Origin of the sequence: Nocardia niigatensis NBRC 100131 (assembly GCF_000308655.1) — a bacterium.
Lineage (GTDB): Bacteria > Actinomycetota > Actinomycetes > Mycobacteriales > Mycobacteriaceae > Nocardia > Nocardia niigatensis.
The window spans coordinates 321987-345789 of record NZ_BAGC01000044.1 but is presented as its reverse complement, the minus strand read 5'-3'; the positions used below and the strand labels follow the sequence as shown (position 1 = coordinate 345789).

The 23803-nt window shown below is 69.5% G+C and carries 25 protein-coding genes; 8 read left to right on the top strand and 17 right to left on the bottom strand.

What is annotated here, in order from left to right:
- Positions 1-1570, top strand: a 1570-nt coding sequence (locus ON33_RS22370; RefSeq protein WP_218001488.1) for a LuxR family transcriptional regulator, incomplete at its 5' end; no start/stop codon positions are given.
- 30 nt (positions 1571-1600) lie between these two features.
- Here ON33_RS22370 and ON33_RS22365 read toward each other — a convergent pair.
- Positions 1601-1918: a hypothetical protein gene (locus ON33_RS22365; RefSeq protein WP_040860901.1), complete on the bottom strand. Its 318-nt coding sequence runs from the start codon at positions 1916-1918 to the stop codon at positions 1601-1603.
- Between the two features lie 99 nt (positions 1919-2017).
- Positions 2018-2224 carry a hypothetical protein gene (locus ON33_RS22360; RefSeq protein WP_040860900.1) on the bottom strand — a complete coding sequence of 69 codons (207 nt, stop codon included), beginning with the start codon at positions 2222-2224 and terminating at the stop codon, positions 2018-2020.
- 191 nt (positions 2225-2415) lie between these two features.
- On the opposite strand from ON33_RS22360, the gene ON33_RS22355 reads away from it, so the two are divergent.
- Positions 2416-5199 carry an AAA family ATPase gene (locus ON33_RS22355; protein ID WP_083869189.1) on the top strand — a complete coding sequence of 928 codons (2784 nt, stop codon included), beginning with the start codon at positions 2416-2418 and terminating at the stop codon, positions 5197-5199.
- A 58-nt stretch (positions 5200-5257) separates the two neighbouring features.
- Here ON33_RS22355 and ON33_RS22350 read toward each other — a convergent pair whose 3' ends face one another.
- The 5 genes from ON33_RS22350 to ON33_RS22330 form a co-directional block, all read right to left on the bottom strand.
- Positions 5258-5782, bottom strand: coding sequence for a nitroreductase family deazaflavin-dependent oxidoreductase (locus ON33_RS22350; RefSeq protein WP_051152624.1), 525 nt, complete (start codon positions 5780-5782; stop codon positions 5258-5260).
- A 26-nt stretch (positions 5783-5808) separates the two neighbouring features.
- Positions 5809-6027 carry a hypothetical protein gene (locus tag ON33_RS22345; protein ID WP_040860899.1) on the bottom strand — a complete coding sequence of 73 codons (219 nt, stop codon included), beginning with the start codon at positions 6025-6027 and terminating at the stop codon, positions 5809-5811.
- Between the two features lie 98 nt (positions 6028-6125).
- Positions 6126-7169, bottom strand: a complete 1044-nt coding sequence (gene rsgA / locus ON33_RS22340; protein ID WP_083869188.1) for a ribosome small subunit-dependent GTPase A — start codon at positions 7167-7169, stop codon at positions 6126-6128.
- Positions 7130-8422, bottom strand: coding sequence for a 3-phosphoshikimate 1-carboxyvinyltransferase (gene aroA, locus ON33_RS22335; protein ID WP_040860898.1), 1293 nt, complete (start codon positions 8420-8422; stop codon positions 7130-7132). The genes rsgA and aroA overlap by 40 nt, the downstream gene beginning before the upstream one ends.
- 201 nt (positions 8423-8623) lie before the next feature.
- Positions 8624-10132, bottom strand: a complete 1509-nt coding sequence (locus tag ON33_RS22330; RefSeq protein WP_040860897.1) for an aldehyde dehydrogenase family protein — start codon at positions 10130-10132, stop codon at positions 8624-8626.
- Positions 10133-10264: 132 nt separating this feature from the next.
- Between ON33_RS22330 and ON33_RS22325 the strand changes: the two genes are divergently transcribed.
- Entirely contained in the window at positions 10265-11032 is a 768-nt protein-coding gene (locus ON33_RS22325; RefSeq protein WP_040861012.1) for an SOS response-associated peptidase, read from the top strand.
- Positions 11033-11058: 26 nt separating this feature from the next.
- On the opposite strand, the gene ON33_RS22320 is transcribed toward ON33_RS22325, so the two are convergent.
- The 4 genes from ON33_RS22320 to ybaK form a co-directional block, all read right to left on the bottom strand.
- Positions 11059-11367, bottom strand: coding sequence for a hypothetical protein (locus ON33_RS22320; RefSeq protein ID WP_040860896.1), 309 nt, complete (start codon positions 11365-11367; stop codon positions 11059-11061).
- 173 nt (positions 11368-11540) lie between these two features.
- Entirely contained in the window at positions 11541-13169 is a 1629-nt protein-coding gene (locus ON33_RS22315; protein ID WP_051152647.1) for an MDR family MFS transporter, read from the bottom strand.
- A 71-nt stretch (positions 13170-13240) separates the two neighbouring features.
- On the bottom strand, positions 13241-13789 hold the full coding sequence (locus ON33_RS22310) for a MarR family winged helix-turn-helix transcriptional regulator (RefSeq protein WP_051152623.1): 549 nt from the start codon (positions 13787-13789) through the stop codon (positions 13241-13243).
- 155 nt (positions 13790-13944) lie between these two features.
- Positions 13945-14439: a Cys-tRNA(Pro) deacylase gene (ybaK, locus tag ON33_RS22305; protein WP_040860894.1), complete on the bottom strand. Its 495-nt coding sequence runs from the start codon at positions 14437-14439 to the stop codon at positions 13945-13947.
- Between the two features lie 313 nt (positions 14440-14752).
- Here ybaK and ON33_RS22300 point away from each other — a divergent pair, with 313 nt between their 5' ends.
- Together ON33_RS22300 and rsrA are read left to right on the top strand one after the other, a co-directional pair.
- Positions 14753-15460 carry a sigma-70 family RNA polymerase sigma factor gene (locus ON33_RS22300; protein ID WP_040861010.1) on the top strand — a complete coding sequence of 236 codons (708 nt, stop codon included), beginning with the start codon at positions 14753-14755 and terminating at the stop codon, positions 15458-15460.
- 8 nt (positions 15461-15468) lie between these two features.
- The gene (rsrA, locus tag ON33_RS22295; RefSeq protein WP_040861009.1) at positions 15469-15744 is read left to right on the top strand and encodes a mycothiol system anti-sigma-R factor; all 276 of its coding nucleotides are present in this window, start codon (positions 15469-15471) and stop codon (positions 15742-15744) included.
- A 187-nt stretch (positions 15745-15931) separates the two neighbouring features.
- Here rsrA and ON33_RS44465 read toward each other — a convergent pair whose 3' ends face one another.
- Positions 15932-16006: a 50S ribosomal protein bL37 gene (locus ON33_RS44465; RefSeq protein WP_154787346.1), complete on the bottom strand. Its 75-nt coding sequence runs from the start codon at positions 16004-16006 to the stop codon at positions 15932-15934.
- 91 nt (positions 16007-16097) lie between these two features.
- Between ON33_RS44465 and ON33_RS22290 the strand changes: the two genes are divergently transcribed.
- Both ON33_RS22290 and ON33_RS22285 read left to right on the top strand, forming a co-directional pair.
- Positions 16098-16313, top strand: a complete 216-nt coding sequence (locus ON33_RS22290) for a biotin/lipoyl-binding carrier protein (RefSeq protein ID WP_040861008.1) — start codon at positions 16098-16100, stop codon at positions 16311-16313.
- A gap of 89 nt (positions 16314-16402) precedes the next feature.
- Entirely contained in the window at positions 16403-17917 is a 1515-nt protein-coding gene (locus ON33_RS22285; RefSeq protein WP_040860893.1) for a sensor histidine kinase, read from the top strand.
- Between the two features lie 322 nt (positions 17918-18239).
- On the opposite strand, the gene ON33_RS22280 is transcribed toward ON33_RS22285, so the two are convergent.
- Both ON33_RS22280 and ON33_RS22275 read right to left on the bottom strand, forming a co-directional pair.
- Entirely contained in the window at positions 18240-18494 is a 255-nt protein-coding gene (locus ON33_RS22280) for a WhiB family transcriptional regulator (RefSeq protein WP_011211115.1), read from the bottom strand.
- A gap of 256 nt (positions 18495-18750) precedes the next feature.
- Positions 18751-19689 (bottom strand): diacylglycerol/lipid kinase family protein, encoded by a 939-nt coding sequence (locus ON33_RS22275; protein WP_040860892.1) that lies wholly within the window; start codon positions 19687-19689, stop codon positions 18751-18753.
- A 186-nt stretch (positions 19690-19875) separates the two neighbouring features.
- Here ON33_RS22275 and ON33_RS22270 point away from each other — a divergent pair, with 186 nt between their 5' ends.
- A complete protein-coding gene (locus tag ON33_RS22270) occupies positions 19876-20313 on the top strand; it encodes a hypothetical protein (protein WP_051152622.1) in 438 nt (145 codons plus the stop codon).
- A 149-nt stretch (positions 20314-20462) separates the two neighbouring features.
- On the opposite strand, the gene ON33_RS22265 is transcribed toward ON33_RS22270, so the two are convergent.
- The 3 genes from ON33_RS22265 to ON33_RS22255 form a co-directional block, all read right to left on the bottom strand.
- Entirely contained in the window at positions 20463-20942 is a 480-nt protein-coding gene (locus ON33_RS22265) for a GNAT family N-acetyltransferase (protein WP_040860891.1), read from the bottom strand.
- Positions 20943-20956: 14 nt separating this feature from the next.
- Complete coding sequence (locus ON33_RS22260; RefSeq protein WP_245550659.1) at positions 20957-21556, bottom strand: acid phosphatase; 600 nt, start codon at positions 21554-21556, stop codon at positions 20957-20959.
- 75 nt (positions 21557-21631) lie between these two features.
- Positions 21632-22855, bottom strand: a complete 1224-nt coding sequence (locus tag ON33_RS22255) for an Rv3212 family protein (RefSeq protein ID WP_040860890.1) — start codon at positions 22853-22855, stop codon at positions 21632-21634.
- Between the last annotated feature and the right edge of the window lie 948 nt (positions 22856-23803).

The following is a 23803-nucleotide window of genomic DNA, read 5'->3' as shown; positions in this document are numbered from 1 at the left end:
CCGCGCCATGGCCGCCGAGTGCCCCGACGAGGAGCTGGCCGCGGCGCTCACCGCGGCGGCCGCCGTCACCGACCATGGGCACATGGCCGCCGCGGCCATGCTGCGGCAGGCCGCCGCCATCACCCCGGACCCGGCGCGGGCGGGGGAGCGGCTGGCCGCGGCCGGTCGATCCGCCTGGGCGGGTGGGGATATCGCGTCCGCGCGCGGCCTGCTCGAGCGTGCTACCGCCCGGCTCGGTCCGGAGCGGGCCGCGGTGGCCGGGCGCGGGCTGGCCGGACTGCTGGAATTCGTTGCGGGAGAACCGGAGCGGGCGAGCCGGCTGCTGCTGCGCGATGCCGAGCTGGTCGATCCGGAGACGGCCACGCTGCTGCGGATCGACGCCGAACGCGCCCGCTGGGTGGCCGGGCACAGTGTGCTCGACCTGGATCCCGCGGAAATGACCGTGCGGGAGGGTATTTCACGTTTCCACACCATGATCCGGCCGTTGCCGCCGGCGCCGCTGGTGCTGCTGTGGGGGCTGGCGGACGTGGCGCTGGAGCCGTACACGCAGGCCGCGGCGTACCTGCGCGGCAGCTCGGCGCCGGCCGCGGTGTCGCTGCTGCCGCAGCTGGCGATCGTGCAGTTCGCCAACGGCCGGTTCGCGGCCGCCGAGCAGACCCTGGCCGAGGCGTTCGAGCTGGCCGAGGCGGGCGGGGTGGAGAACGTGCTCGCCCAGTGCTGGGCGCTGCGCGCGAAGATCGCGGCACTGCACGGTGATTCGGATGCGGTGCTGGACAGCGCGGACCGGGTGCTGGCGTTGGCGCGGCCGCGGCGGTCGCACGCGCTCATCGCGTCGGCGCACTGGCATCTGGGTTTCCACGCGCTCAGCCTGGGCGATCCGGAGACCGCGTACCTGCGCCTGCGGACTCTGGCCCAGCCGGGGCACGACGCCCGGCATCCGACCTACGCGCGGCTGGCCGCGGTGGAGCTGGTGGAGGCCGCCACCCGGGTCGGCCGGCACGCCGACGCGCTCGAGTACTACGGCGAGATCCGGGATTGGGCGGTGCGGTCCCGCGCGGACTGGGCGCTCTCGGCCGCCTACACCTGCCGGGCCCTGCTGTGCTCCGACCAGCGAGCCGACCACTATTTCCGGCGGGCGCTGGCCGTCCGGCGCACCCGCCACGATCTGAATCATGTGCGTACGCAGCTGCTCTACGGCAAGTGGCTGCGGCGTGCCCGCCGGCGCGCCGACGCCGCCGAGCAATTGCGCACGGCCGCCGACGCGTTCGAGACCATGGGCGCGGCCCCGTGGGTGCTGCGCGCCCGGCAGGAGCTGGAGCTCACCGGCCGCCGGGCGGCGCCGGTCACCGCGCACGGCGAGACCTCGGTGCTGACGGCGCAGGAGCTGCGGGTCGCGCGCCTGGCGGCGCAGGGCCTGACCAATCGGGAGATCGGGACCGAACTCTTTCTGAGCCCGCGCACGGTGGGTCACCATCTGTCGCGGGTGTTCGGCAAGCTCGGGCTCAGCGGCCGGGCCGATCTGATCGACGTGGATTTCGACAACGGCATGCGAATTGTGCGGCCGCGCTGAAGTTCTCGTTTCGGAGCAAGGCCCGGGGCGTCATTCCAGGTGGACGGACTCGCCCCAATACCGGGGGTCCCAGTTGATGAGGATCATTCCGGCGACACTGCCCGCGCAACCGCCGCAGGCGTGTACCTCGATCACGTTGTCCACATCGATGTCGCCGGCGAGAACGGCGCGGGTGGAAAGCCACACCGCCCGCAGATGCAGGGCGGCGGGCTTGCCGCAGCGCACGCATTCCGGCAACGTGCCTTCCGGGTCGTTGCGCCCTATCCGGACTTCCGGGGTGACGGGTGCGCCGGGTCCGAGGGCATCGTCGAGGAGCGGCGAAAATTCCTTGCGCTCACGGTCTTCCACCTCGGCAGGCTAACTATTTCCGGCAGTGTCCGCACCCCGGCGGCCGGGATCGGCGATCCCCTGCGGCGTCGATCCGGGACGGCGCGGGAACCGCTCGGATCAGTTACCGGTGGTGGGCGTGGTGGTGCCCGGGGTGGACGCGCTGCCGGTGATCAACGCCTTGATGACGTTGGTGAGGCTCTCGGCCGATCCGGTGGTCGGGGTGGTCGTCGGCGGCGTGGTGGTGTCGGCGGTGGCCAGGCCGGTGCCGGCGAACAGCAGGCCGGTGGCAGCGGCGGCCACACCCGGAACACGGATCTTGCGCATTAAATCTCCTTGGAATCAAACGAATGAGCAGGAAATTCAGCTGATGAAAAATGTTTAGCACGCAGTCTTCGGGGAATGCAATGGATGTCGATCGCGCGTCGTCCGCATTCGCGGAATGAATTCGCGCGCATTTTAGCCGAGAGTGGGCGAATTAAAATCGGTCGCTGTATCGGTCATCGTATCGGTCATCGATGAAAGACTCGGAATCGCATATCCCCCATGCGATCTCAGTCGCTGGGGCATCGGTGACGCCGGAATTTGTCCGGCCCTCCGCGGCCGGGGTAACTTGCGATGTGCGCGAGATTCGAGTGTTCCAGGGGAGGGAACGAGAACAGGCCGAACTGTCTCGTGTATTGAGTGAGGCGCGTGCAGGCCGCGGCGGGGGATTGCTGCTGTGGGGTGAACCGGGGATCGGAAAAACCGCGCTGCTGCGCGATGCCGAACTGCGCGCCACGGATTTCCGAGTGATCGGCTGCCGTGGATTTCCCGCCGAATCGGAGCTGGATTTCGGGGCATTGCACGAACTGCTGCTCTCGCTGACCGACCGGGTCGCCTCGCTGCCCGTCCCGCAGGCGCGCGCCCTGTCCGCCGCCCTCGGCCGCGACTCCGGCCCGGCCGACCAGTTCCTGGTGGGGGCGGCCCTGGTGACTCTGCTCGCGACGGCCGCGAGGGAGCGGCCGCTGCTGCTCATCGTCGACGACGCCCAATGGGTCGATGACGCCACCGGGCAGGCGCTCACCTTCGCGCTGCGCCGCCTGAGCGCGAGCCGGGTGGCGCTGCTGGCCGCGGTGCGGGAATGCCCGGCCGCCGCGGTGTGGCAGGCGCTGCCGGTGCTGCCCATCGCGCCGCTGACCGACGCACAGGCGCGGCTGCTGCTGGCCCAGCGCTCCGGCGGCATCGGCGAGCCACGCGCGGCACGCATCCTGCGGCTGGCCGACGGTAATCCGCTGGCGCTGCGGGAACTTCCCATCGACTCCGAGGACAGCGCCGGAATCGGCTGTGGTCCGGTGTCTTTCGGCCCCCGACTACGTGCCGCCTTCGCCGACCGGCTGGCCGCCCTGACTCCGCGGGTGCGCACCCTGCTGACCGTGGTGGCCGCCGAGGACCGGGGCACCCTGTGCCCGATCAGCGCGGCCGCGTCCGAACTCGGTGTCACCGCGGCGGATTGGGAGTCGGCGCTGGCGGCCGGGCTGCTCACGGTCACCGACGGGCGCGCCGAGATGCGGCACCGCCTGCTCTGCGGCGCGGCCTACGACGCCGCGTCGACCGCCGAGCGCCGGGCCGTCCACCTGGCCCTGGCAGATGCGCTGCACGGCGCCGAGAACGGCGAACTGCGCACCTGGCATCTGGCCGCCGTGCTCGACGGTCCGAATCCCACACTGGCCCGGGGGCTCGCCGACGGTGTCGAGCGAGTGCGGGCCCGCGCCGGCGCGCTGGCCGCGGCCGCGGTACTGCGCCGCGCCGCGGCCATCACCCCCGACACCGACACCGCCGGGGTGCGACTGGCCGGCGCGGCCCGATTCGCCTGGGAGGGCGGCGATGTCGAGTCGGCCCGTCGCCTGCTCACCCTCGCCGAGGCCCGCACGGCTCCCGTGGCGATCGCCGCCGCGAGCGGCGGCCTCCCCGGCCTGCTGGAATTCGTCGCCGGCGACCCGGCCAAGGCCCACGTCCTGTTACTGCGGGACGCCGAGGCAATCGATGAAAGACCGGAAACCACTGCCACGGTTGCGGATTCGCACTGGAAGGGTGGCGGTCCCGACCTGGCGTCCGGGCTGCGGCTGCTCGCCGACCGAGCGGACTGGTGTGCGGGCCGTGCCGCGGACCTGCCGCTGGACGGCCAGCTCGAGGCGGTCGGGGCCGCGGCCGCGCCCATCGCGGCCGCGCATCTGCTGCCGCCGGCCGCGCAGCTGCTGGAGTGGGGGCTGGCCGAGCGGGCCCTGGAGCCGTATCTCAGAGTGGCCGGGGGCCTGCGCAATTCGGGTGATCGGCCGGCGGCGCTCGGCCTGCTGCCGCAACTGGCCGTGGTGCAGTTCGCGACCGGCCACTGGGAGGAGGGGGAGAGCACCCTGGCCGAGGCGTTCGAGCTGGCCACCGGTGCGGGCGCGGACAATATCCTGGCCCACTGCTGGAATCTGCGAGCCCGGCTGGCCGCCCAGCGCGGTGACGCGGACACGGTCGCCGGCAGCGTGGATCGTGCGCTGGCCCTGGCCCGCCCGCACGCCGTGCCGGTGCTGATCGGCGGCGCCTACTGGCATCACGGCTTCCACTCGCTGACCACCGGCGACGCCGAGTCGGCCTATCGCCGCCTGCGCGCGCTGTACCTGCCCGGGCACGAGGCCGCGCATCCCACGCTGGCCCGGCTGGCCACCCTCGACACGGTCGAGGCCGCCTGCCGCGTGGGGCGGGTCGACGAGGCCGCCGAGTACGCCGAGCTGATCGCGGATTGGGCGCGGCGCTCGCGGGCCCGCTGGGCGCTGTCGACCGCCTACTCGTGCCGGGCGCTGCTGGCCGAGGAGGACCGTGCCGAGCACTACTACCGCCGGGCCGTGGCGGTCGGCGACGCCCGGCACACCAGTTTCGGCCGGGCCCGCGCCCAGCTGCTCTACGGCAAGTGGCTGCGCCGGGTCCGCCGCCGCCGCGACGCCGCCGAGCAATTGCGCTCCGCCGCGGACGCTTTCGACCTCATCGGCGCGACCGCCTGGGCTGTTCGCACCCGGTCCGAGCTGGAGCTGACGGGCACCGGCGCCAAGCCCAGCGGGACCGGCTCCACGCCGCTGACCGCGCAGGAGTCGCAGGTGGCCAAGCTGGCCGCGCAGGGCCTCACCAATCGGGAGATCGGCGCCGAACTGTTCCTCAGCCCGCGCACGGTCGGGCACCACATGTCCCGCGTTCTCGAAAAGCTCGGTCTCACCAGCCGTTCCGAGCTGAAGGGCATCGATTTCGACAACGGCATGCGGCTGACCCGCCCGCACTGAGCCCGCGTCCGCAGTGGACGAGAAAAGCAGTGGCTAATATCCAGCAGCCGTTTTCGCGTCAGAGCCGGGCGAGCTCGAACAGCCGGAAGCGACGCATGCCCGCGTGCCGCTGCTCCATGGCGTAACCGGGCCAGAAGTCCAGCGCCCGCCGCCAGGCGCGATCCCGCTCGGCCCCCGTCAGCTGTCGCACCTCGACCGGGAACCGTTCACCCCGCACCACCAGTTCGGCGCGGTCGGCGGCGCGCAGATTGGCCGACCACGAGGGTTGTTCCGGCCCTCCCCAATTCGAGGAGACGATCAGAAAGCGCTTCTCGTCGTATGGATTCGGGATGTAGAGCAGACTGACCGTGCGGGGCAGGCCGGTCCGGCGCCCGGCCACCGTGAGCTGCAGTGCCGGCAGTCCCGCGACATCGAGGATTCCCTTGCGGCCGTGGGTCACCCGCCGCGTGAAGCGCTCCAGCGCGAACACCACCGGCGCGGTGCGCATGACGGTCCGGCGCCGGGCCAGGGTGCGGCCCAGTCGCGGCAGCGGATTCCAGCGGGCGGGCGCCTCGGGCCGGCGCCGCCATTCAGCGAAAGCCATGTCCCGAGCCTAGGTCGCTCCCGGGATCAGGGCGCCCAACGCGCCCGATCCCAGTCCTCCTGCCAGTCGTGCGGGTCGGCGGGGGACCGGTCGTCCGGATGCTCCGGCGGCAGCTTCTCGTCCTTGTCGCGCGGCCGTTCACCACCCTGTTCCGCTCCGGGCCGACCGGCCTGATCGCGGGCGGGCCGGACATCGTCGTGCCGCCGCGCATTGGCCGGCGGCAGCTCGGGGAGATCCTCGCTCATGACATCCCTTCGTGCCGGTTATGCACAAAAGGTATCGAATGGGCGAATTCTCAGCTACCTCTGGGCTACCGCGAGTCTCCGTCGGCGTCCCGCGCGTGTCAGCTGTCGCTGCTGCCCCGGAACCACGGGTCGTTGGAATTCAGGGCGGTGAGCAGGCGTCGGATGGCCGCTACCCGGAGTTCCTTGCCGGGGAGTTCGTCGAGCGCGCATTCCGGGTCGGCGGGCGGGCCGAGATGGGTGCAGCCGCGCGGGCAGTTCTCGATGGCGTCGGCCAGATCGGAGAACGCCTGGATGACGTCGTCGGGCGTGATGTGGGCCAGGCCGAACGAGCGCACGCCGGGCGTGTCGATGACCCAGCCGCCCTCGGGCAGCGGCAGCGCCACCGACTGGGTCGAGGTGTGGCGGCCCTTGCCGACCCCGGACACCTCGCCGACCGCGCGCTCCGCGTCCGGCACCAACCGGTTCACCAGGGTCGACTTGCCGACCCCGGAATGCCCGATCAAGGCGGTCAGCTTGTCGTCCAGTAACTCCAGCACCGGCTCCAGCGGATCCTCGATCCCGCCGTAGACGATGGTCAGATCCAGATCCTCGAAGGCCGAGGCGAATTCGGAGTAGGCGGCCAGATCGTGCTTGGTCAGGCACAGAATCGGTTGCAGCCCACCGACATACGCCGCCACCATGGCCCGCTCCACGAACCCGGTGCGCGGCGGCGGATCGGCCAGCGCCACCACGATGAACAGCTGCTCGGCATTGGCCACCACCACCCGCTCGAACGGATCGGTGTCATCGGCGGTGCGGCGCAGCACCGTTCGCCGATCCACCACACGCACGATGCGGGCCAGGGTGTCGGGCTTGCCGGACAGATCCCCGACCACGTCCACCTGATCGCCGACCACGATCGGGGTGCGGCCCAGCTCGCGCGCCCGCATGGCCGTCAGCGGCCGCTCCGGATCCCCGTCCAGCACACACCCCCAGCGCCCCCGGTCCACCGAGACCACCATGGCCGCCTCGGCATCCAGATGCTGCGGCCGGGTCTTCGTGCGCGGGCGCGAGCCTTTGCCCGGGCGCACCCGGACATCGGACTCGTCGTACTCGCGGCGCCTCAGTGTCCTGCTCCCGGCGAGGCCAGCATCCCGTCCCACAGTTCCACGAAGTTCGGCAGCGTCTTGGCGGTGGTGCCGATGTCCTCGATCTCCACGCCCGGCGTCACCAGGCCGATGATCGCGCCCGCGGTGGCCATCCGGTGATCGGCGTATGAGCGCCACTGGCCACCGGTCAGCGGGTTGGGCACGATGGCCAGCCCGTCCTCGGTCTCGGTGACCTTGCCGCCGAGCCGGTTGATCTCGGTGGCCAGCGCGGCCAAGCGGTCGGTCTCGTGGCCGCGCAGGTGCGCGATGCCGCGCAGCCGCGACGGCGAATCCGCCAGTGCCGCAAGGGCGGCCACGGTCGGGGTCAGCTCGCCCACGTCGTGCAGGTCGATGTCGATGCCGGCCAGCCGCTCGGGGCCGCGTACGGTCAGTATGTTCTCGAAGAAGCGCGCCTCGGCGCCCATGCGCACCAGGATCTCCCGGATCACGTCGCCCGGCTGGGTGGTGAGCCGCGGCCAGTGCGGAATGCTCACCTCGCCGCCGGTGACGGCCGCCGCCGCCAGGAACGGGGTGGCGTTGGACAGGTCCGGTTCGACCTCCCAGTCCACCGCCCGGATCGGGCCCGGGGCCACCGTCCAGGTCTGTGCCTTGCGCGGATCATTGGGCGCGTCCACGCGAACATCGGCCCGCCGCAACATCTCGACGGTCATCTCGATGTGCGGCATGGACGGCAGCGCGGCGCCGTCGTGGTTCACGGTGACGCCCTGCTCGAACCGCGCCGCCGACAGCAGCAGCCCGGACACGAACTGCGAGGAGCCAGAGGCGTCGATGGTGACCGGCCCGCCGCGCAGCGTGCCCGTACCGTGCACCACGAAGGGCAGCCGGTTGCCGTCGATGTCGAGGCCCAGGGCGCGCAGTGCGTCCAGGATGGTGCCGAGGGGCCGCACCCGCGCCTGCTCGTCGCCGTCGAAGGCGACATCGCCGCGCGCCAGCGCCGCCACCGGCGGCAGGAACCGCATGACGGTGCCCGCGAGCCCGCAATCGACCACGGCACTGGTGAATTCGGCCGGCGGGGTGACGGTGAGCGTCTCGCCCTCGCCCTCGATGCCGGTGCCCATGGCCCGCAGGGCCGCGATCATGAGGTCGGTGTCGCGGCTGCGCAGCGCGCCGGTGATGGTGGACGGCCGATCCGCCAGCGCGGCGAGGATCAACGCCCGATTGGTAATGGATTTGGACCCGGGCAGGGTCACGGTCGCGTGGACGGGAACTCGGACGTGGGGCGCGGGCCAGAAAGTCACAAGGCCCATCTTCGCACTCCCGCCTCCCCGAGACTTTTGCCGACAAGAAATTGCCGTGAGACTCGCGTTGCGGACCGGCGGACGGGTGCCGTACCCGGCTGAGCCCGTCCCCGGCGAGTTACACCCAACTTTGCGAAATCAGTAGCTCGGTGAGCATCGGAAGGACTCGGGGTATACGCACATGAGTACGTATACCCCCTGGGGCTGGTTCTACTTCGCGCGACCGTGGACCAGCGGCACGATCTTGCGCAGCAGCTTCATGGTGCGGTCGGTGCGGGCGTAGGACAGCAGCGCCATGCCCGGAATCGCGAAGCGCTGCACCGCGATCGAGTGCGGCCGCGAGAACTCCAGCAGGCCCGGCGCGCCGTGGATGCGGCCGATGCCGGACTCGCGCACGCCACCGAAGGGCAGACCCGAGATGGCCGCGTAGGACAGCACCGAGTTCACCGAGGTGCAGCCGACCTCGAGGCGGCGGGCGATCTCCATGCCCTGCTTCTTCGAGTACACCGCCGACCCGAGCCCGTACTTGCTCCTGTTGGTCAACTCGACCGCCTCGTCCACGCCGTTGACGGTGCGGATGGTGACGGTCGGCCCGAAGGTCTCCTCGCACACCGCGTCCGACGACTCGTCCACGTCGACCAGCACGACCGGTTCGATGAAGGCCCCCTTGACCGATTCGGGCCCGCCGAGCACGGCCTTGCCGCCGTTCTTCAGCGCGTCGTCGATGTGCCGGCGCACGATGTCGATCTGGCCGGGCATGGTCATCGGGCCGTAGGCGGCCTTGCCGTCCGAACCGGGCTTGATGTCGGTGAGGATGCGCTTGACCTCGGCGACGAACTCATCGGCGATGGACTTGTCCACGTACACCCGCTCGACACCGGCGCAGGTCTGGCCGGAGTTGGAGGTGGCGCCCCAGGCGACCGCGTCGGCGGCGGCCTTGACGTCGGCGTCCGCGGCCACGATCACCGCGTCCTTGCCGCCGCATTCCAGCAGCACCGGGGTGAGGCTCTCGGCGGCCGCGGCCATGATCTTCTTGCCGGTCGCGGTGGATCCGGTGAAGGCCAGCTTGTCGACGCCGGACTTGACCAGCGCCGCGCCGGTGGCGCCGTAGCCGTTGATGGCGATGAAGACGCCGTCCGGCAGTTCCGGATTCGCCTCGGCGAACGCCTTGGCCACGAAATTGCCGATGCCGGTGGAGAATTCGCTCGGCTTGAAGACCACGCAGTTGCCGGCCGCGAGCGCGTAGGCGATGGAGCCGTTCGGGGTGTAGATCGGGTAGTTCCACGGCCCGATCACGCCGACCACGCCCAGCGGGCGGTACTCCAGGTGGGCGGCGAAGTTGGCCATGAACGCGCCGGGCGCGACCTTCCTGGGCTTGAGCACCTTCTCGGCGTTGGAGGCGGCCCACTTGATGTGCTCGAGGGCCAGCATGAGCTCGAGGAAGGCGTCGTCGAGGGGCTTGCCGTTCTCGGCGTGGATGAGCTCGCTGAGCTCGTCGGACTTCTCTACCAGCTTGCTGCCCCAGCGCAGGATGTGCTTCTTGCGCTCGGCGTAGGTCAGCGCGCCCCAGGTGGCGGCGGCGGTCCGGGCCTTGGCGACGGCCGCGCGCACCGCCGCCTCATCGTCGATCTGGTAGGTGGCGAGCGTCTCGCCGGTGGCGGGGTTGACGGAAGTCAGCGTGTCGGCCTGATCGAGCGGGGCGGTTTCGGTTGCAGTCATGATTGGCGGCGATCCCTTGATGAGAGTGTGATGAGACGAACGTCTCATACTGTCCAAGTGATGTCAATTGCCATCACATCGGGTGCGATTCGCTTCTGGTGACTGTCGGCACGCGGTGGCAGCATGGTCGGCATGTGCGGTAGATACGCGACCACGACGAATCCCGCGAAACTGGCCGTCGAGCTCGATGCTATCGACGAGACCGGCGACAAGGGCTTCGATCCCAATTACAATGTGGCGCCGACCAATCAGGTGCTCACGGTCGTCGAACGCCACGACCACGACCACCCGGAGGACCCGGCCACGCTCCGCGTCCGGGCCATGCGCTGGGGCCTCATCCCGCCCTGGACCAAAGCCGCCGAGCCCGGCATCCCGGTGAAGGGTAAGCCCCTGTTCAACGCCCGCGCCGACAAGGCCGCCACCACCGCCTCCTTCCGTGATGCCGTGAAGAAGCGCCGCTGCCTGGTGCCCATGGACGGCTGGTACGAGTGGGTCACCGAGGCCGATTCGCTCGGAAAGGCCGTCAAGCGGCCGTATTTCATGTCCCGCGCCGGCGGGGGGCGCCTCTACATGGCGGGTCTCTGGTCGGTCTGGCGCGACCGCGAGCAAGGCGACGAGGCGCGGCCGCTGCTGTCCTGCACGATCCTGACCACCGACGCGGTCGGCGACCTGGCCAAGATCCACGACCGTATGCCGCTGCCGATGCCGCGCGAGCATTGGGACGCCTGGCTGGACCCGGACCATCCCGCGCCGGGGTCGTTGCTGGAAACCCCTGCGCCCGCGGTGGTTTCGGACATTCTGGTGCGTGAGGTGCCGTCGCTGGTCAACAGCGTCAAGAACAACGGCCCCGAACTGCTGGCGGAAGTGGGCGCACAGGCCGGTCAGATCGGTCTGATCTGACCGGCCCGCAAGGCATTCGGCTGCCGCTACCCGCACTTCACCGTGGGCAGCGGGATGTTCAGGATGCACTTCACGGTGTCGGCCATCGAGTCGATCATCTTGGTGATGATTCCGCCTCCGAGCCTCTCCCCCTTCTCGAGACGCTCGTCCTTCTTCTGCTGACCGCCGCCCGGGGCGCCCGGGTCGGGGAAGTTCGGGCTCGGCGCCGCCGGCGCCGGCAGGGCGGTCGCGGTGGCGACAGTCAGGGGACCAGCGCCCAGCGCCAGCGCGAGTACACCGGCGGCGAGGGCCGCGCGACTGCGTCGATTGAAGAACGTGGGCCGATGGGGAGACATAAACCGCATCACATCCTCGGGTTCGAATAGGACCTTCCGGACAAAGGGTTCACAACAAGCTCACTGCTCGTTCCCAAGTAACTCACAGAGTCCGGCCCGAATTGTGAAATGACAATGCCCCCGCCGCGTCTCCGCGACAGGGGCACCGTCTATTCGATCGTCGGCCGGGCCGATCAGACCGAGGCCGCGTCCGCCTCCTCGATGGCTTCCTTCCGGGCCTGGATGCCGCCGGCGCTGCGCAGCGGCACCTCCTTCCAGAACAGCACCAGGATGAAGCCGAGCAGCGCCACGAAGGTGGCCGACAGGAACACCCGGTCCATGGACTTGGCGAAGCCCTCCTTGAACGGGTGGGCCAGCGCCGGGTTCAGCTGCTGGACGACCGAGCTGTCATTGAGCACCTGGCCCACGGCCGCCGGCGCGGTCTCCGGGTTCGACAGCTGGGTGACGACCCGCTTGTCGACCGCGCTGCCTTCGCCCTTCATGGCGTTCTGGGCGGCGACCGAGAAGGACGTGCCGGGCTGCCCGGCGCTCTGCAGCGAGGTGGTGATGTTCGGCGCCAGCTGGGTGAACAGCACGGACAGGAACACCGCCACACCCAGGGTGCCGCCGATCTGCCGGAAGAAGGTCGCGGCCGCGGTGGACACGCCCATGTCCTTGGGCGGCAACGCATTCTGCAGCGCCAGGGTCAGCGGCTGCATCAGGTTGCCGAGGCCGAAGCCGGTGACCGCCATGAAGATCATGACGATCCACAGCCCGGTGTCGGCCGACACCAGGTGCAGCAGGAACAGGCCCGAGGTCAGCAGCGCCGCGCCCACCGGCGGGAAGAACTTGTACCGTCCGGTCCGGGCGATCAGCTGGCCGGCCAGGATCGAGCCGGTCATCATGCCCGCCACCAACGGCAGCATCAGCAGACCCGCCTTGGTCGGGCTCGCGCCCTGCACCACCTGCAGGTACTGCGGCAGCAGGGTGATGCCACCGAACATGGCCGCACCGACCACCACCGAGATGACCACGCCGAGGGCGAAGGTGGAGTTCTTGAACATGCGCAGCGGGATCAGCGCGGCGTCGCCCTGCTTGGCCTCGACCGTGATGAAGGACAGCACGCCGATCGCGCCCAGCGCGTAGCAGAGGAGCGCGTGGCTACTGGTCCAGCCCCATTCGCGGCCCTGCTCGGCGACCACCAGCAGCGGCACCAGGCCGACGATCAGCGCCGAGATGCCCATCCAGTCGATCGGCACCTTGGTGACGGGACGCTTGGGCAGCTTGAGCACGCGGGTCACCACGGCCAGCGCGATGATGCCGACCGGCACGTTCACCAGGAACACCCAGCGCCAGCCGGTGACGCCCAGGATCTCGTTGGTGCCGGACAGGATGCCGCCGACGACCGGGCCGACCACGCTGGAGGTACCGAACACGGCCAGGAAGTAGCCCTGGTAGCGGGCGCGTTCCCGGGGGGACACGATGTCGCCCATGATGGTCAGCGCCAGCGACATCAGACCGCCCGCGCCCAGGCCCTGGAAAGCCCGGAAGGCGGCCAGCTCGTACATGGAGGTCGCCATGGAACAGGCCAGCGAGCCGATCACGAAGATGGTGATGGCGGCCAGGTAGAACGGCTTGCGGCCGTACATGTCCGAGAGCTTGCCGTAGAGCGGCGTCGCCAGGGTCGAGGTGATCAGGTAGGCGGTGGTCACCCACGCCTGGGCCGAATAGCCGTGCAGCTCATCGGCGATGGTGCGGATGGAGGTCGACACGATGGTCTGATCCAGGGCCGCCAGCAGCATGCCCATGATCAGGCCGCTCATGATGACCAGGATCTGCTTGTGGGTGAAGCCGGCCGAATTGAGTTCCGGCTCCGCCACTTCCGCTTGTGTAGTCACGAATTGCTCTCCGCGGGTGCGTAATAGGAATGAAGGTCTTTGTGGGCCGTGATATCGGCCAGCATGCGCTGCCGGGTCTCCTCGTAGCCGTCGACGAAGCGCGTCAGCAGTTCGGCGAAGGTCTCCCGCTCGCGGGGCGCCCAGTCCTGGAGCATGTGGCGCAGCGAGTCGTTGCGGCGGGCCCGGATCTGGGTGGCCACCTCACGGCCGGCGTCGGTCACGTCGAGGACGCTGGCGCGGCCGTCGGCCGGGTCGGCGCGGCGTTCGATGAGTCCGCGCTTGACCAGGCTCGCGACCTGCCGGCTGATGGTCGAGGCGTCCGAGTAGAGGGCCTCGGCCAGTGCGCCCGAGCGTTTCGGGCCGCAGTGGATCAGCTGGAACAGGACGCTGTAGGCGGCCGGTTCGATCTCGCCCTGGGTCATGGACGCGATCTGCGCATTGGTCCGGTCGCGCAATTTGGTGAGCCGGGCGATCTCGTAGGCGATGGCGTCGACAAGGCCGTCGTCGATGTCGGTGGGGGTAATCGCCGGGTCATCGTCGGTCACGGTCGGTCTCACCTCCTTGCGTGGGGCAACTGTTTGTATGCGTCAACTAGTTGTACGGCGCAAGTATTCCGACATAGTTGTCGCAGGGCAAGTTTTTTCCGGAGGTTGTGTCTCCACTCACGTTCGAATCGGACAATTCGCCCTGAATGGGCAGGTCAGGCCACCGCGACCGCCGCGGTCACCGCCCCCGTGAGCCGGACCAGATCCGCCGGGGCGAGCTCGATCTCCAGCCCCCGCTTACCCGCGCTGCACAGCACCCTGTCCCACTCCAGCGCCGACTCGTCGACGACGGTCGGCAGCCGCTTCTTCTGTCCCAGCGGCGAAATCCCGCCCAGCACATAGCCCGTCGTCCGCTCCGCCCTGGCCTTGTCGGCCATGGCCGCCTTGCCGCCGCCCAGCGCCGCGGCCGCCGCCTTCAGCGACAGCGTGGTGGGCACCGGCAGCACCGCGATGGCCAATCCGCCCGAGCTCAGCTCGATCACGAGCGTCTTGAAGATCTGCCCGGCGGTAACCCCGAGCTCGCCCGCGAGCGCCTCCACCGCCTCCACGCCGTACGAATCACTGCGCGGGTCATGGGTATACGAGTGCACCCGGTGGTCCACCTTCGCGTGCACCAGAGCCTTGATCGCGGGGGTCGGAGCTGCAGCCATGGGCTCACCCTAGCCAGCGGCCGCAACCGGATTTCCGGTGCTGGGAACAGGGTGAGCGCCACACCTGTTGCATGCGGTACGCACTTCGGAGCAGCCGCCGGGCCCACGGTTGCCGGGTGCACGCATCCAATCATCCAAGGAGGAGTCGGTGACCGTTCTGGTCGAGGAACCCCCGGTGCGGACCGGGCCGCCGCAGTTCCGCAGGGCAGCGGCAGACGTCGCGGCCCCGGCCGGTTTCCTGGCCGAATCCCTGTTCGCGGTAGATTCAATTGCTACGGCGATCGAAGGGATTAGCGTGACGAGCGACGACGACATGGTCGATCGCCAGCGTGATGACGACGCGGACAGCGAGGGCATCGACGCCGGCGACGACCAAGCGGTCGACTATGACGAGGTGAGCGAATCCGGTGCCAGGAGTACCGAATCCGCTGCGGAACTGGCCACGCGATTCGAGCGTGACGCGCTCCCGCTGCTGGATCAGCTCTACGGGGCGGCGTTGCGCATGACCCGCAACCCGGCCGATGCCGAGGATCTGGTGCAGGAGACCTTCGCCAAGGCGTATCAGGGTTTCCGCTCGTTCCGCGAGGGCACCAACCTGCGGGCCTGGCTGTACCGCATTCTCACCAATACCTACATCAACTCGTACCGGAAGAAGCAGCGCCAGCCCGCGCAGTATCCGACCGACGAGATCACCGACTGGCAGCTGGCCTCCACCGCCGAGCACACCTCCACGGGTCTGCGCTCCGCGGAGATGGAGGCGCTCGAGGCGCTGCCGGACGACGACATCAAGGCCGCTCTGCAGTCGCTTCCGGAGGAGTTCCGGATGGCGGTGTACTACGCCGACGTGGAGGGCTTCCCCTACAAGGAAATCGCCGAGATCATGGGAACTCCCATCGGTACCGTCATGTCCCGGCTGCACCGCGGGCGCAAGCAGCTCAAGGGCCTGCTCGCCGACGTGGCGCGGGAACGTGGATTCAACCGGTCGAGCAGCGACGCGGCGCGCGAGGAGGTAACCCAGTGAGCGACGAGATGGAAGAACTGGACTGCTCGGCGGTGCTCGCCGATGTCTGGCTGCTCCTGGACAACGAGTGTGACGAGACCGTGAAGGCACGGTTGCGTGAGCACATCGACCGTTGCTCGCCGTGCGTCGAGGCCTACGGCCTGGAAGAGAAGCTGAAGTCGCTGCTGAACCGCAAGTGCGGCGGCGACCGCGCGCCGGATTCGCTGCGGCAGCGCCTGACATTGGAGATCCGGACCAGCTACACACGTGTAGACACACGCGTCGTGACGGAACCGGAGAAGTGATTCGGTGGCTACCCGGTCAACTCACCGGGTACGTCCAAACTGGGTCCGGCACTTGGCCGCCGGTACGGGTGCGGCAGTGGCGACGGCATCCGGCCGTCCGCTGAAGTCCCGCAGAAGCGGAACCGAGCGGCACCCTTCCCAGCGGGAAGTGGTGCCGCTCAGCAGTTTTCGAGCTTTTCGCTACAGCTCAGGCGTTCGGCCGCTTGCCGTGGTTGGCGGCACTCTTCTTGCGGCCACGCTTCTTACGTCCACGCTTACCCATAGGTAATCTCCCTTCAGTCGGCCGCCATTCTTTCACGTGTGGTTGGCTGTACCTTCAGGGGCTACAGGTCACTCGAGAGCGAGAGGTGTTCATGGCTGAGGAAGTGCTGGCCGAGATGGTGTCGACCGTGCAGGAGATCCTGGTCTCCGTCGGCGACGTGGTGAAGGCCGACGACCCGGTGGTCATGCTCGAGTCGATGAAGATGGAGATCCCGGTCATCGTCGAGGGCGAAGGCACGGTCGCCTCGATCAACGTCAAGCCCGGCGATGTGCTGCAGCCGGGTGACCTGATCGCCGTCATCGCCTGAGGTAACGAGCCCTCGGCCTGCTCTTGCCGCACCTTGCCCGTGTCGCGTGGGAACATACACGCGACGTGGGAACAGAGGAGCGTGGGTGAATGTCGACATTGAGTGAGCTACTGGCCGAACATACCGATCTACCCGGTGCGGCCGTCGATCATTTGCAGCGGGTGGTGGGGGACTGGCAGTTGCTGGCGGATCTGTCGTTCGCGGATCTGCTGTTGTGGGTGGGCACCGGCCCGGTCAGTGAGGGCGCGGAGGTGGTGTGCGTGGCGCAGTGCCGCCCCACCACCGCGCCTACCGTGCACCTCGAGGATCTGGTCGGCACGCTCGCCACCCCGGAGGCGAATCCGCAGGTGTTCGAGGCCCTGCATACCGCCGATATCGCTCGCTTCGAAACCGATACCGCCCTGACCGGTGTCTACCACCCGCATCCCGTGCACGCCATGCGTGAGGCGATCCCGGTGCGGGTCGGCGAGGACATCATCGCCGTGCTCGGCCGCGACACCGATACCCAGCGCCGCAAGATGCGCTCCAGCCTCGAGATCGCCTACATGTCCTGCGCGGACGACCTGTGCCAGATGGTCGCCGACGGCACCTGGCCCGCGCTCGAGGACCGCACCGGCGCGCACTCCAGCCCCCGCGCGGGCGACGGTTTCATCCGCCTCGACACCGAGGGCACCGTCGTCTACGCCAGCCCCAATGCCCTCTCGGCCTACCACCGGATGGGTTTGCAGAACGATCTGGTCGGCCAGGATCTGGCGCTGACCACCCGCTCGCTGATCACCGATCCGTTCGACGCGCAGGAGGTGGTCGGCGACATCCAGGCGGCCCTGGCCGGAAAGGCCGGGCGCCGAATGGAAGTCGAGGCGCGCGGGGCGACCGTGCTGCTGCGCACCCTGGTGCTGCGCCCGCACGGTGAACTCGCCGGAGCCGCGGTGCTGGTCCGCGATGTCACCGAGGTGAAGCGCCGTGACCGCGCGCTGCTGTCCAAGGACGCGACGATCCGCGAGATCCACCATCGGGTGAAGAACAATCTGCAGACCGTGGCCGCGCTGTTGCGACTGCAGGCTCGCCGCACCGAGAACGAGGAGGCCCGGCTGGCCCTGACCGAATCGGTCCGCCGCGTCACCTCCATCGCCTCGGTGCACGAAATGTTGTCCATGTCGGTTGACGAAGAGGTCGATCTGGACGAGGTGGTGGACCGCCTGCTGCCGATCATGGCCGACGTGGCGACCGTTCACACCGCCCGCATCAAGGTGCGCCGCGCCGGATCGCTCGGCGTCTTCTCCGCCGAGCGGGCGACGCCGCTGGTCATGGTGCTGACCGAACTGGTGCAGAACGCCATCGAGCACGCCTTCGACGCCGGCGAGAACGGTACGGTCACAATCCGTTCCGAGCGTTCGGCGCGCTGGCTCGACGTCATCATCAGCGACGACGGCCGCGGCCTGCCCGACGGATTCAGCCTGGAAGCCTCCGACCGGTTGGGCCTGCAAATCGTCCGCACACTCGTCACCGCGGAATTGGGCGGATCGATCGGGCTTCATCCCGGCGCGGATGTCGGCACCGACGCGGTCCTGCGAGTTCCGCTCGGCCGGCGCTCCGCGCGCTGAAAGACCGCTGCGCGCGCTGAAAGATATTGCCGGACGCATAAGTTCGGGCTCCGCTGAAAAGCTGCGGCTTATCCGCCTCTCCGCGCCTTTTGCCGATAAGTGGGAGCCCGGCCATTCGCCTCGCGGACCGGCGGCCGGGTGCCCGCTCACTTCCGGGCGCCCCCGGCGAGTTACCCCGGCCTTACGAAATCGGTTGTCCGGACAGCCCGGATCTGTTCGGAGCCCTGAACACACTGAAGCCCGGCACCTGTATTGGTGCCGGGCCGAATTGCGTTGCGGCCGCGAGGCTGGGGTCGGCCGTAACGCCTGCCGTCCGACTGGGTCAGACGACGGTGCGGGTACGCGTGCGCGCGTTGCGGCGCTTCAGCGCACGACGCTCGTCTTCGCTCATACCACCCCACACGCCGGCATCCTGGCCCGACTTCAGGGCCCAGGAAAGGCAGTCAGCAGTGACGGGGCAGCGAGCGCAGACCAGCTTGGCATCGGCAATCTGGGCGAGCGCCGGACCACTGTTACCCACCGGGAAGAACAGCTCGGGGTCCTCGTCGCGACAGATGGCCTTGTGGCGCCAGTCCATTCCTCTGCTCCTTTGCTTAGGGCGCGCACGGCGCTGCCCCTTAGGTTTGTGGTCCGTTCACTTGTGCGACTCGAATGTTTCCGCACGGTTGCTTGTGAATGCTTTCACGAACACCGTAGATGTCAATAGATACCCGGTGCACCGTGGGGAAGCTCACGCTGTAAGACCCCTACATGGGGATCCGCCGTGTCATTTCTACTCGGTTGAGCCAGTTTTCGCAGCGCAACCGCGATGTTTCTCAGGTGTGTCGAACCAGCTAGGGCTTCGGCGCGACCACATCGAGGATATCCGGGACTGCTGTGAAATTCACCATGTTGCGGCGTCCGATGAAGTCGCCGTCGATTTGCAGCCCGATCGGCTCGGCGGCCGTGACGGTCACCGCGGGAACGTCGTCGGTGCGAAACAAACTGTGGCCCTTGGGATCACCTTGGGCTGCCAGCAACTGCCGGGCGACCATCAAGGTGGGCAGAACGCCCATTGTTCGCATGGCAAACACCCCGAGACCCGATTCGAAAGTGGTCCCCGGGTTGGTGACCACGGGCGTGTTGTCGAGATAAGTCCAGGGGCTGGCATTGGTCACGAATGCGTAATGCACATCTGTGACCGGTTCGTGACCTGGAATGTCCAGACGAACTTGCGGGGCATGCCGTTTGGCACGGAAGAACTGCCGGACCGTGGTGCGCAGATAGCGAGCGGGCGTGGCGGCCTTGCCATCCGCACGTTTGGCGTCGATGACCTCGCACACATCCGCGTCGAGTCCGACGCCGGCGCTGAAGCAGAACCAGCGACCGTCGGCGACGCCGAGCCCGATGCGGCGGTCCGCGTCATCGGCCACCAGATCGATGAGCTGATTGGTGGCGGTCACCGGATCCGGCTCGATGCCGAGCGAACGCGCGAACACATTCGCCGAGCCGCCCGGAATGACGCCGAGCCGCGGCAGCCACTCCCGCTGCGGTTCACCCGGCAGCGGGAGGAAACCGTTGACGGTCTCGTTCACGGTGCCGTCCCCGCCGTGCACCACGATCAGATCCATCCGGGTGTCGGCGGCCCAGCGCGCCAGTTCGGCGGCGTGCCCGCGGTGCTCGGTCTGGCGAACGGTCAGCTGGGTGCGGCTTTCCAGTGCGTGAGCGAGTAGATCGCGAGTGGACCGAGTGGTCGAAGTGGCATTCGGGTTCACGATCAGCAGGGTCCGCACGGTGCCTATTTTGCCTCCGCTTCGCTCCGGCGGGTTCGCGGCCCCGAAGTCTCGCTCTTCCCTCCTCCGCTCCCGCGCTCCGTCAGTCCGGAACGAGACGGGCCGCGAACCTTGAAGTGCCAGTTCCGAACTGATTTCGGCCGGACGGGTGCACTGGGCAACGACGCTCGGTCGTAGGCTGGGCGGGTGGCTGAGGAGAACAACGGCGAGACGAAGCCCGCGGGCGCGACCGACGTGGTGCCGGTGACGGTTCGCGTCGCGGGGGCGCTGGTCGCCCTCGAGGGCGCGCTGGGCCTGGTCGCGATGGTCGTGCTGATCATCGTCGGCGTGAACGGGTCGGCGCAGAGCCCGAAGAACAGCTATCTCACCGCCGGGTACGCGGCCATCCTGGGCGGTGCGGTGCTCGCCGCGGGCATCGGGCTGATGCGCGGGAAGCGGTGGGGGCGGGCCATCGCCACGCTGACCCAGCTGTTGCTGCTGGGCGTCGCGTACTACATGTTCACCTCGGACCGCCCGGAGTTCGGCGCACCGCTGGGCCTGTTGGCGCTGGGTGCGCTGGGCACGCTGTTCGCGCCGGCCTCGAACCGGTGGATGGCCGCGGGCTACGGCTCGATCGAGGGGTAGCTCCGGCTCCATCGAGGAGTAGCCGCCTCCGTAGCGGCTGCTGAGCGGCGCCCAGGCGAGTTTTCGGACGCTTGCCCACCTCCTTGGGTGAGCGAGCGCTTTCCGGCGCCGCTACGGCGAATTCGGTCGGGATATCGAGCCGGGCGACGTCAGTCGTCGGCGTGCGTCGCCAGGCGGGCCAGGGCGGAACCGCTCAGGCGGTACCCGGTCCACTCGTGCTGATGCTCGGCCCCGATGGACTCGTAGAAGTCGATGCTCGGGGCGTTCCAGGTGAGCACCGACCAGTCGACGCGGGCGTACCCCTGCTCGACCGCCTCGCGGGCCAGCGTCGCGAGCAGGCTCTTGCCCAGTCCGCGGCCGCGGACCTCCGGCTTGACGTAGAGGTCCTCCAGGTAGACCCCGTGCACGCCCTTCCAGGTGGAGAAGTTCAGGAACCAGATGGCACAGCCCACTACGCCCTGGTCACTCTCCGCGACATGGGCGTACAGCGCGGGCTGCGGGCCGAACAGGGCGGTGCCGAGCTGGGCTTCGGTGAGGGTGCACTCGTCGGGAGCCTTCTCGTACAGGGCCAGGTCGTGGACCAGTTGCACGAGCGCCGGGATGTCGGCGGGTGTGGCGCGGCGGATCATTCGGCGCCCCTTTCCTACAGGTTGAGCGGTGGAACCAGATTGTGCGCGAGCACGGTTCGGGCCTGGTGGTCGTGTCCCAGCACGGTAACCGCGGCGGTGGACAGGAAGAATCGGCGGCCTTCGATCACGTCGAACTCGGCCCAGCGGGCGATGATCGCGCGCGAGAAGTGGCCGTGGCCGACCAGCACCACATCGCGGGTGGCCAGTTCGGGGATGACGGTGGCCAGCACATGGTCGGCGCGCTTGCGGATGTGCTCGGCGGTCTCGCCCTCGGGGGTGGCGCCGGTCCAGATGGTCCAGCCGGGGGACACCTGCTGGATCTCGGGCGTGGTGAGGCCCTCGTATTCGCCGTAGTCCCACTCGACCAGATTGTCGTCGACGATGACGCCGGGGAGTCCGGCCAGCGCCGCGGTGCGCAGCGCGCGCTGCCGGGGGCTGCTGAGCACCAGCGGATTCCGCAATTCCATGTCGTACAGCAGTTTTCCGGCGTCCCGGGCCTGGGCTTCGCCGGCACCGGTGAGCGGAACGTCGGTGCGGCCGGTGTGGCGGCGCGCGGCCGACCAGGCCGTCTCCCCGTGTCGCAGGACCACCAACCGGAAATCGTCACCGCTCATGAAATCGATCATGCTCCACCGCCTCCCCGAATACCTAGCGGGCGGCAGAGCGCCGTCGGAATCGGGCGGCCGGGGTCAGGATCCGGCGCCGACGCCGAACACCCGGGTGCCCCGTCGCTCCAGGAAGACATTGCCCGAGACGGCCAGCCCGATGGGTTCGTTGTGGTAGTCGCTGCGCTGCAGCGGGATTCGGGAGAGCTGTGCGCCGGTGGCGGGATCCAGCACGGCCAGGCCGTCCGGGACCGGGGCCACCAGCTGCCCGGCCATCAGCGCCGGGGTGCCGAGCACGTGCTGTGCGCCCCACTGCGGGTCGAGGGTGGTGGGGTTCAGCGCGATCAGAGCGTCGCCGGTGAAGACGAAGAAGCCGGTCGACAGGCGCGCCACCATGGCGCGGTCGGTGAAAGCCGGAACCTGGTGGGAGGCAAGCAGATTGCCGCTGACGTCATAGATCGTCAGGACCGGCGGGGTGGTCGCGGTGGCGGGCAGGTAGAGCGCGGTGCGGGTGTCGGACACCGCGACCACGCGCGCGCCGTCCACCGCGCCGCCGGGCTCGTTGAGTACGTGGGTGCTGTACTCCTCCGGCACCGTGCCGTCCTTGGGCGCGGGATTGAGGATGGACAACCGGTCGGCGGAGTCCTTCGGGCAGCGCTCCAGCACCGCCAGCCGGCTGGGCGCCGAACCCGCCGAGAGCAACCGGCAGTCGGCGCGCGGCTGGGTGTGCGGATTCACCGGGGCGTCCACATAGCCGTATTCGAGGGTGCGGACCAGATCCGAGCGCCACATCTCCAGGCGGTCGCCGCCCAGCGCGAGCACGTAGGTGCCGTCCGGGGCGAGGGTGATGTCGTGGTCCATGTAGCTGGATCGCGCCGCCACCCGGGACCCGGTCTCGGCGTTCAGCAGTGTGGTCTGACTGCATCCGCGCTGATCGCGGTAGGTGGCGATGACCGTCCCGAACTGGACCTCCACCGCGCACAACGGCATGTCCCGCTGGTACTTCCACACCTCGTCGCCGGTGCGGGCATCCCGCCCGGTGACGGTGCCGTCGTCGGCGGTGACGGCCACCGCGCCCACCGTCAGCGAGCGCATGGCCGCACCGTCCGGCGCCTGCCACAGCTCCTTGACCTGCGCCGGCAGCGAATCGGTCGCCGACGGAGGAGCGAGGGTGTGGTCCGCGGACCGCGCGTGGGTGCCGCGCACATCGCTGGTCAGCACCACGACCGCTGTCGCGATCGCCACCAGAGCGGCGATCGCGACAGCGATGAGAATGTCGGCGCGCGTCCGCCGCTCGGGTGCGAGCACGACAGCGAGAGTAACCGATCCGTGCGGCTAGGCCGAGGCCGCGACCGCGGTGTCGGTCACCACCACGGTGGCCTCGGCGTCCGCGTCGGCCTTCTTGCGCCGCGTCCGCCGCACCGGAGCCGCCGCCGCGACCTCGTCGGAACCGCCTGCCGCAGCACCCGACTCGACCGCCTCGTCCTCGGCCTTGACGGCCTTGCGGACGCGCTTGCGCGGCGCGGCCTTCGGGGCTTCCGCAGCGTCCGCCGCCTCGACCACGTCGGCCGCACCGTTGGTGTCCTCGGCCGGAGCCGCGGCCTTGCGGGTCCGTTTGCGGGGTGCGGTCTTCGGTGCTTCCGCGTCGTCCGCCGCTTCCGCGACGACGTCGGCGGTGCTGTTGGCGGCCTCGGCCGGAGCCGCGGCCTTGCGGGTCCGTTTGCGGGGTGCGGTCTTCGGTGCTTCCGCGTCGTCCGCCGCTTCCGCGACGACCTCGGCGGTGCCGTTGGCGGCCTCGGCCGGAGCCGCGGCCTTGCGAGTCCGCTTGCGCGGCGCGCTCTTCGGAGCCTCTGCCGTGATCTCCGCCGTGACCTCGGCGTCGCCGCCGCTGGCGGTCTCTTCGATGGTCTGCGGCTTGCTCGCGGCCCGGCTGGTGCGCTTGCGCGGGGCCCGCAGGGCCGGCTCGGCCGAGTCGCTGTCGGTGCCGGCCGATTCCACCGGGGTGGCGGAATCGGCTGCGCCGGTACCGGATTCGGCCACGGCGGCCTTGGCTCGACGGGTGCGCTTGCGGGGCGCCTCCGCGTCCTCGGTCGCGGGAGCCGCTGCCGCGACGGTGGTCTCGGCGACGGCCTCGGCCGACTCCATGGCAACCGGGGCCTCGACAGCTGCCTTGGTGCGGCGGGTGCGCTTGCGGGGCGCCTCGGCCGTGACCGGCTCGACCGGCTCGACCGCCGCGGTGGCCACGGTCGCCTCGAC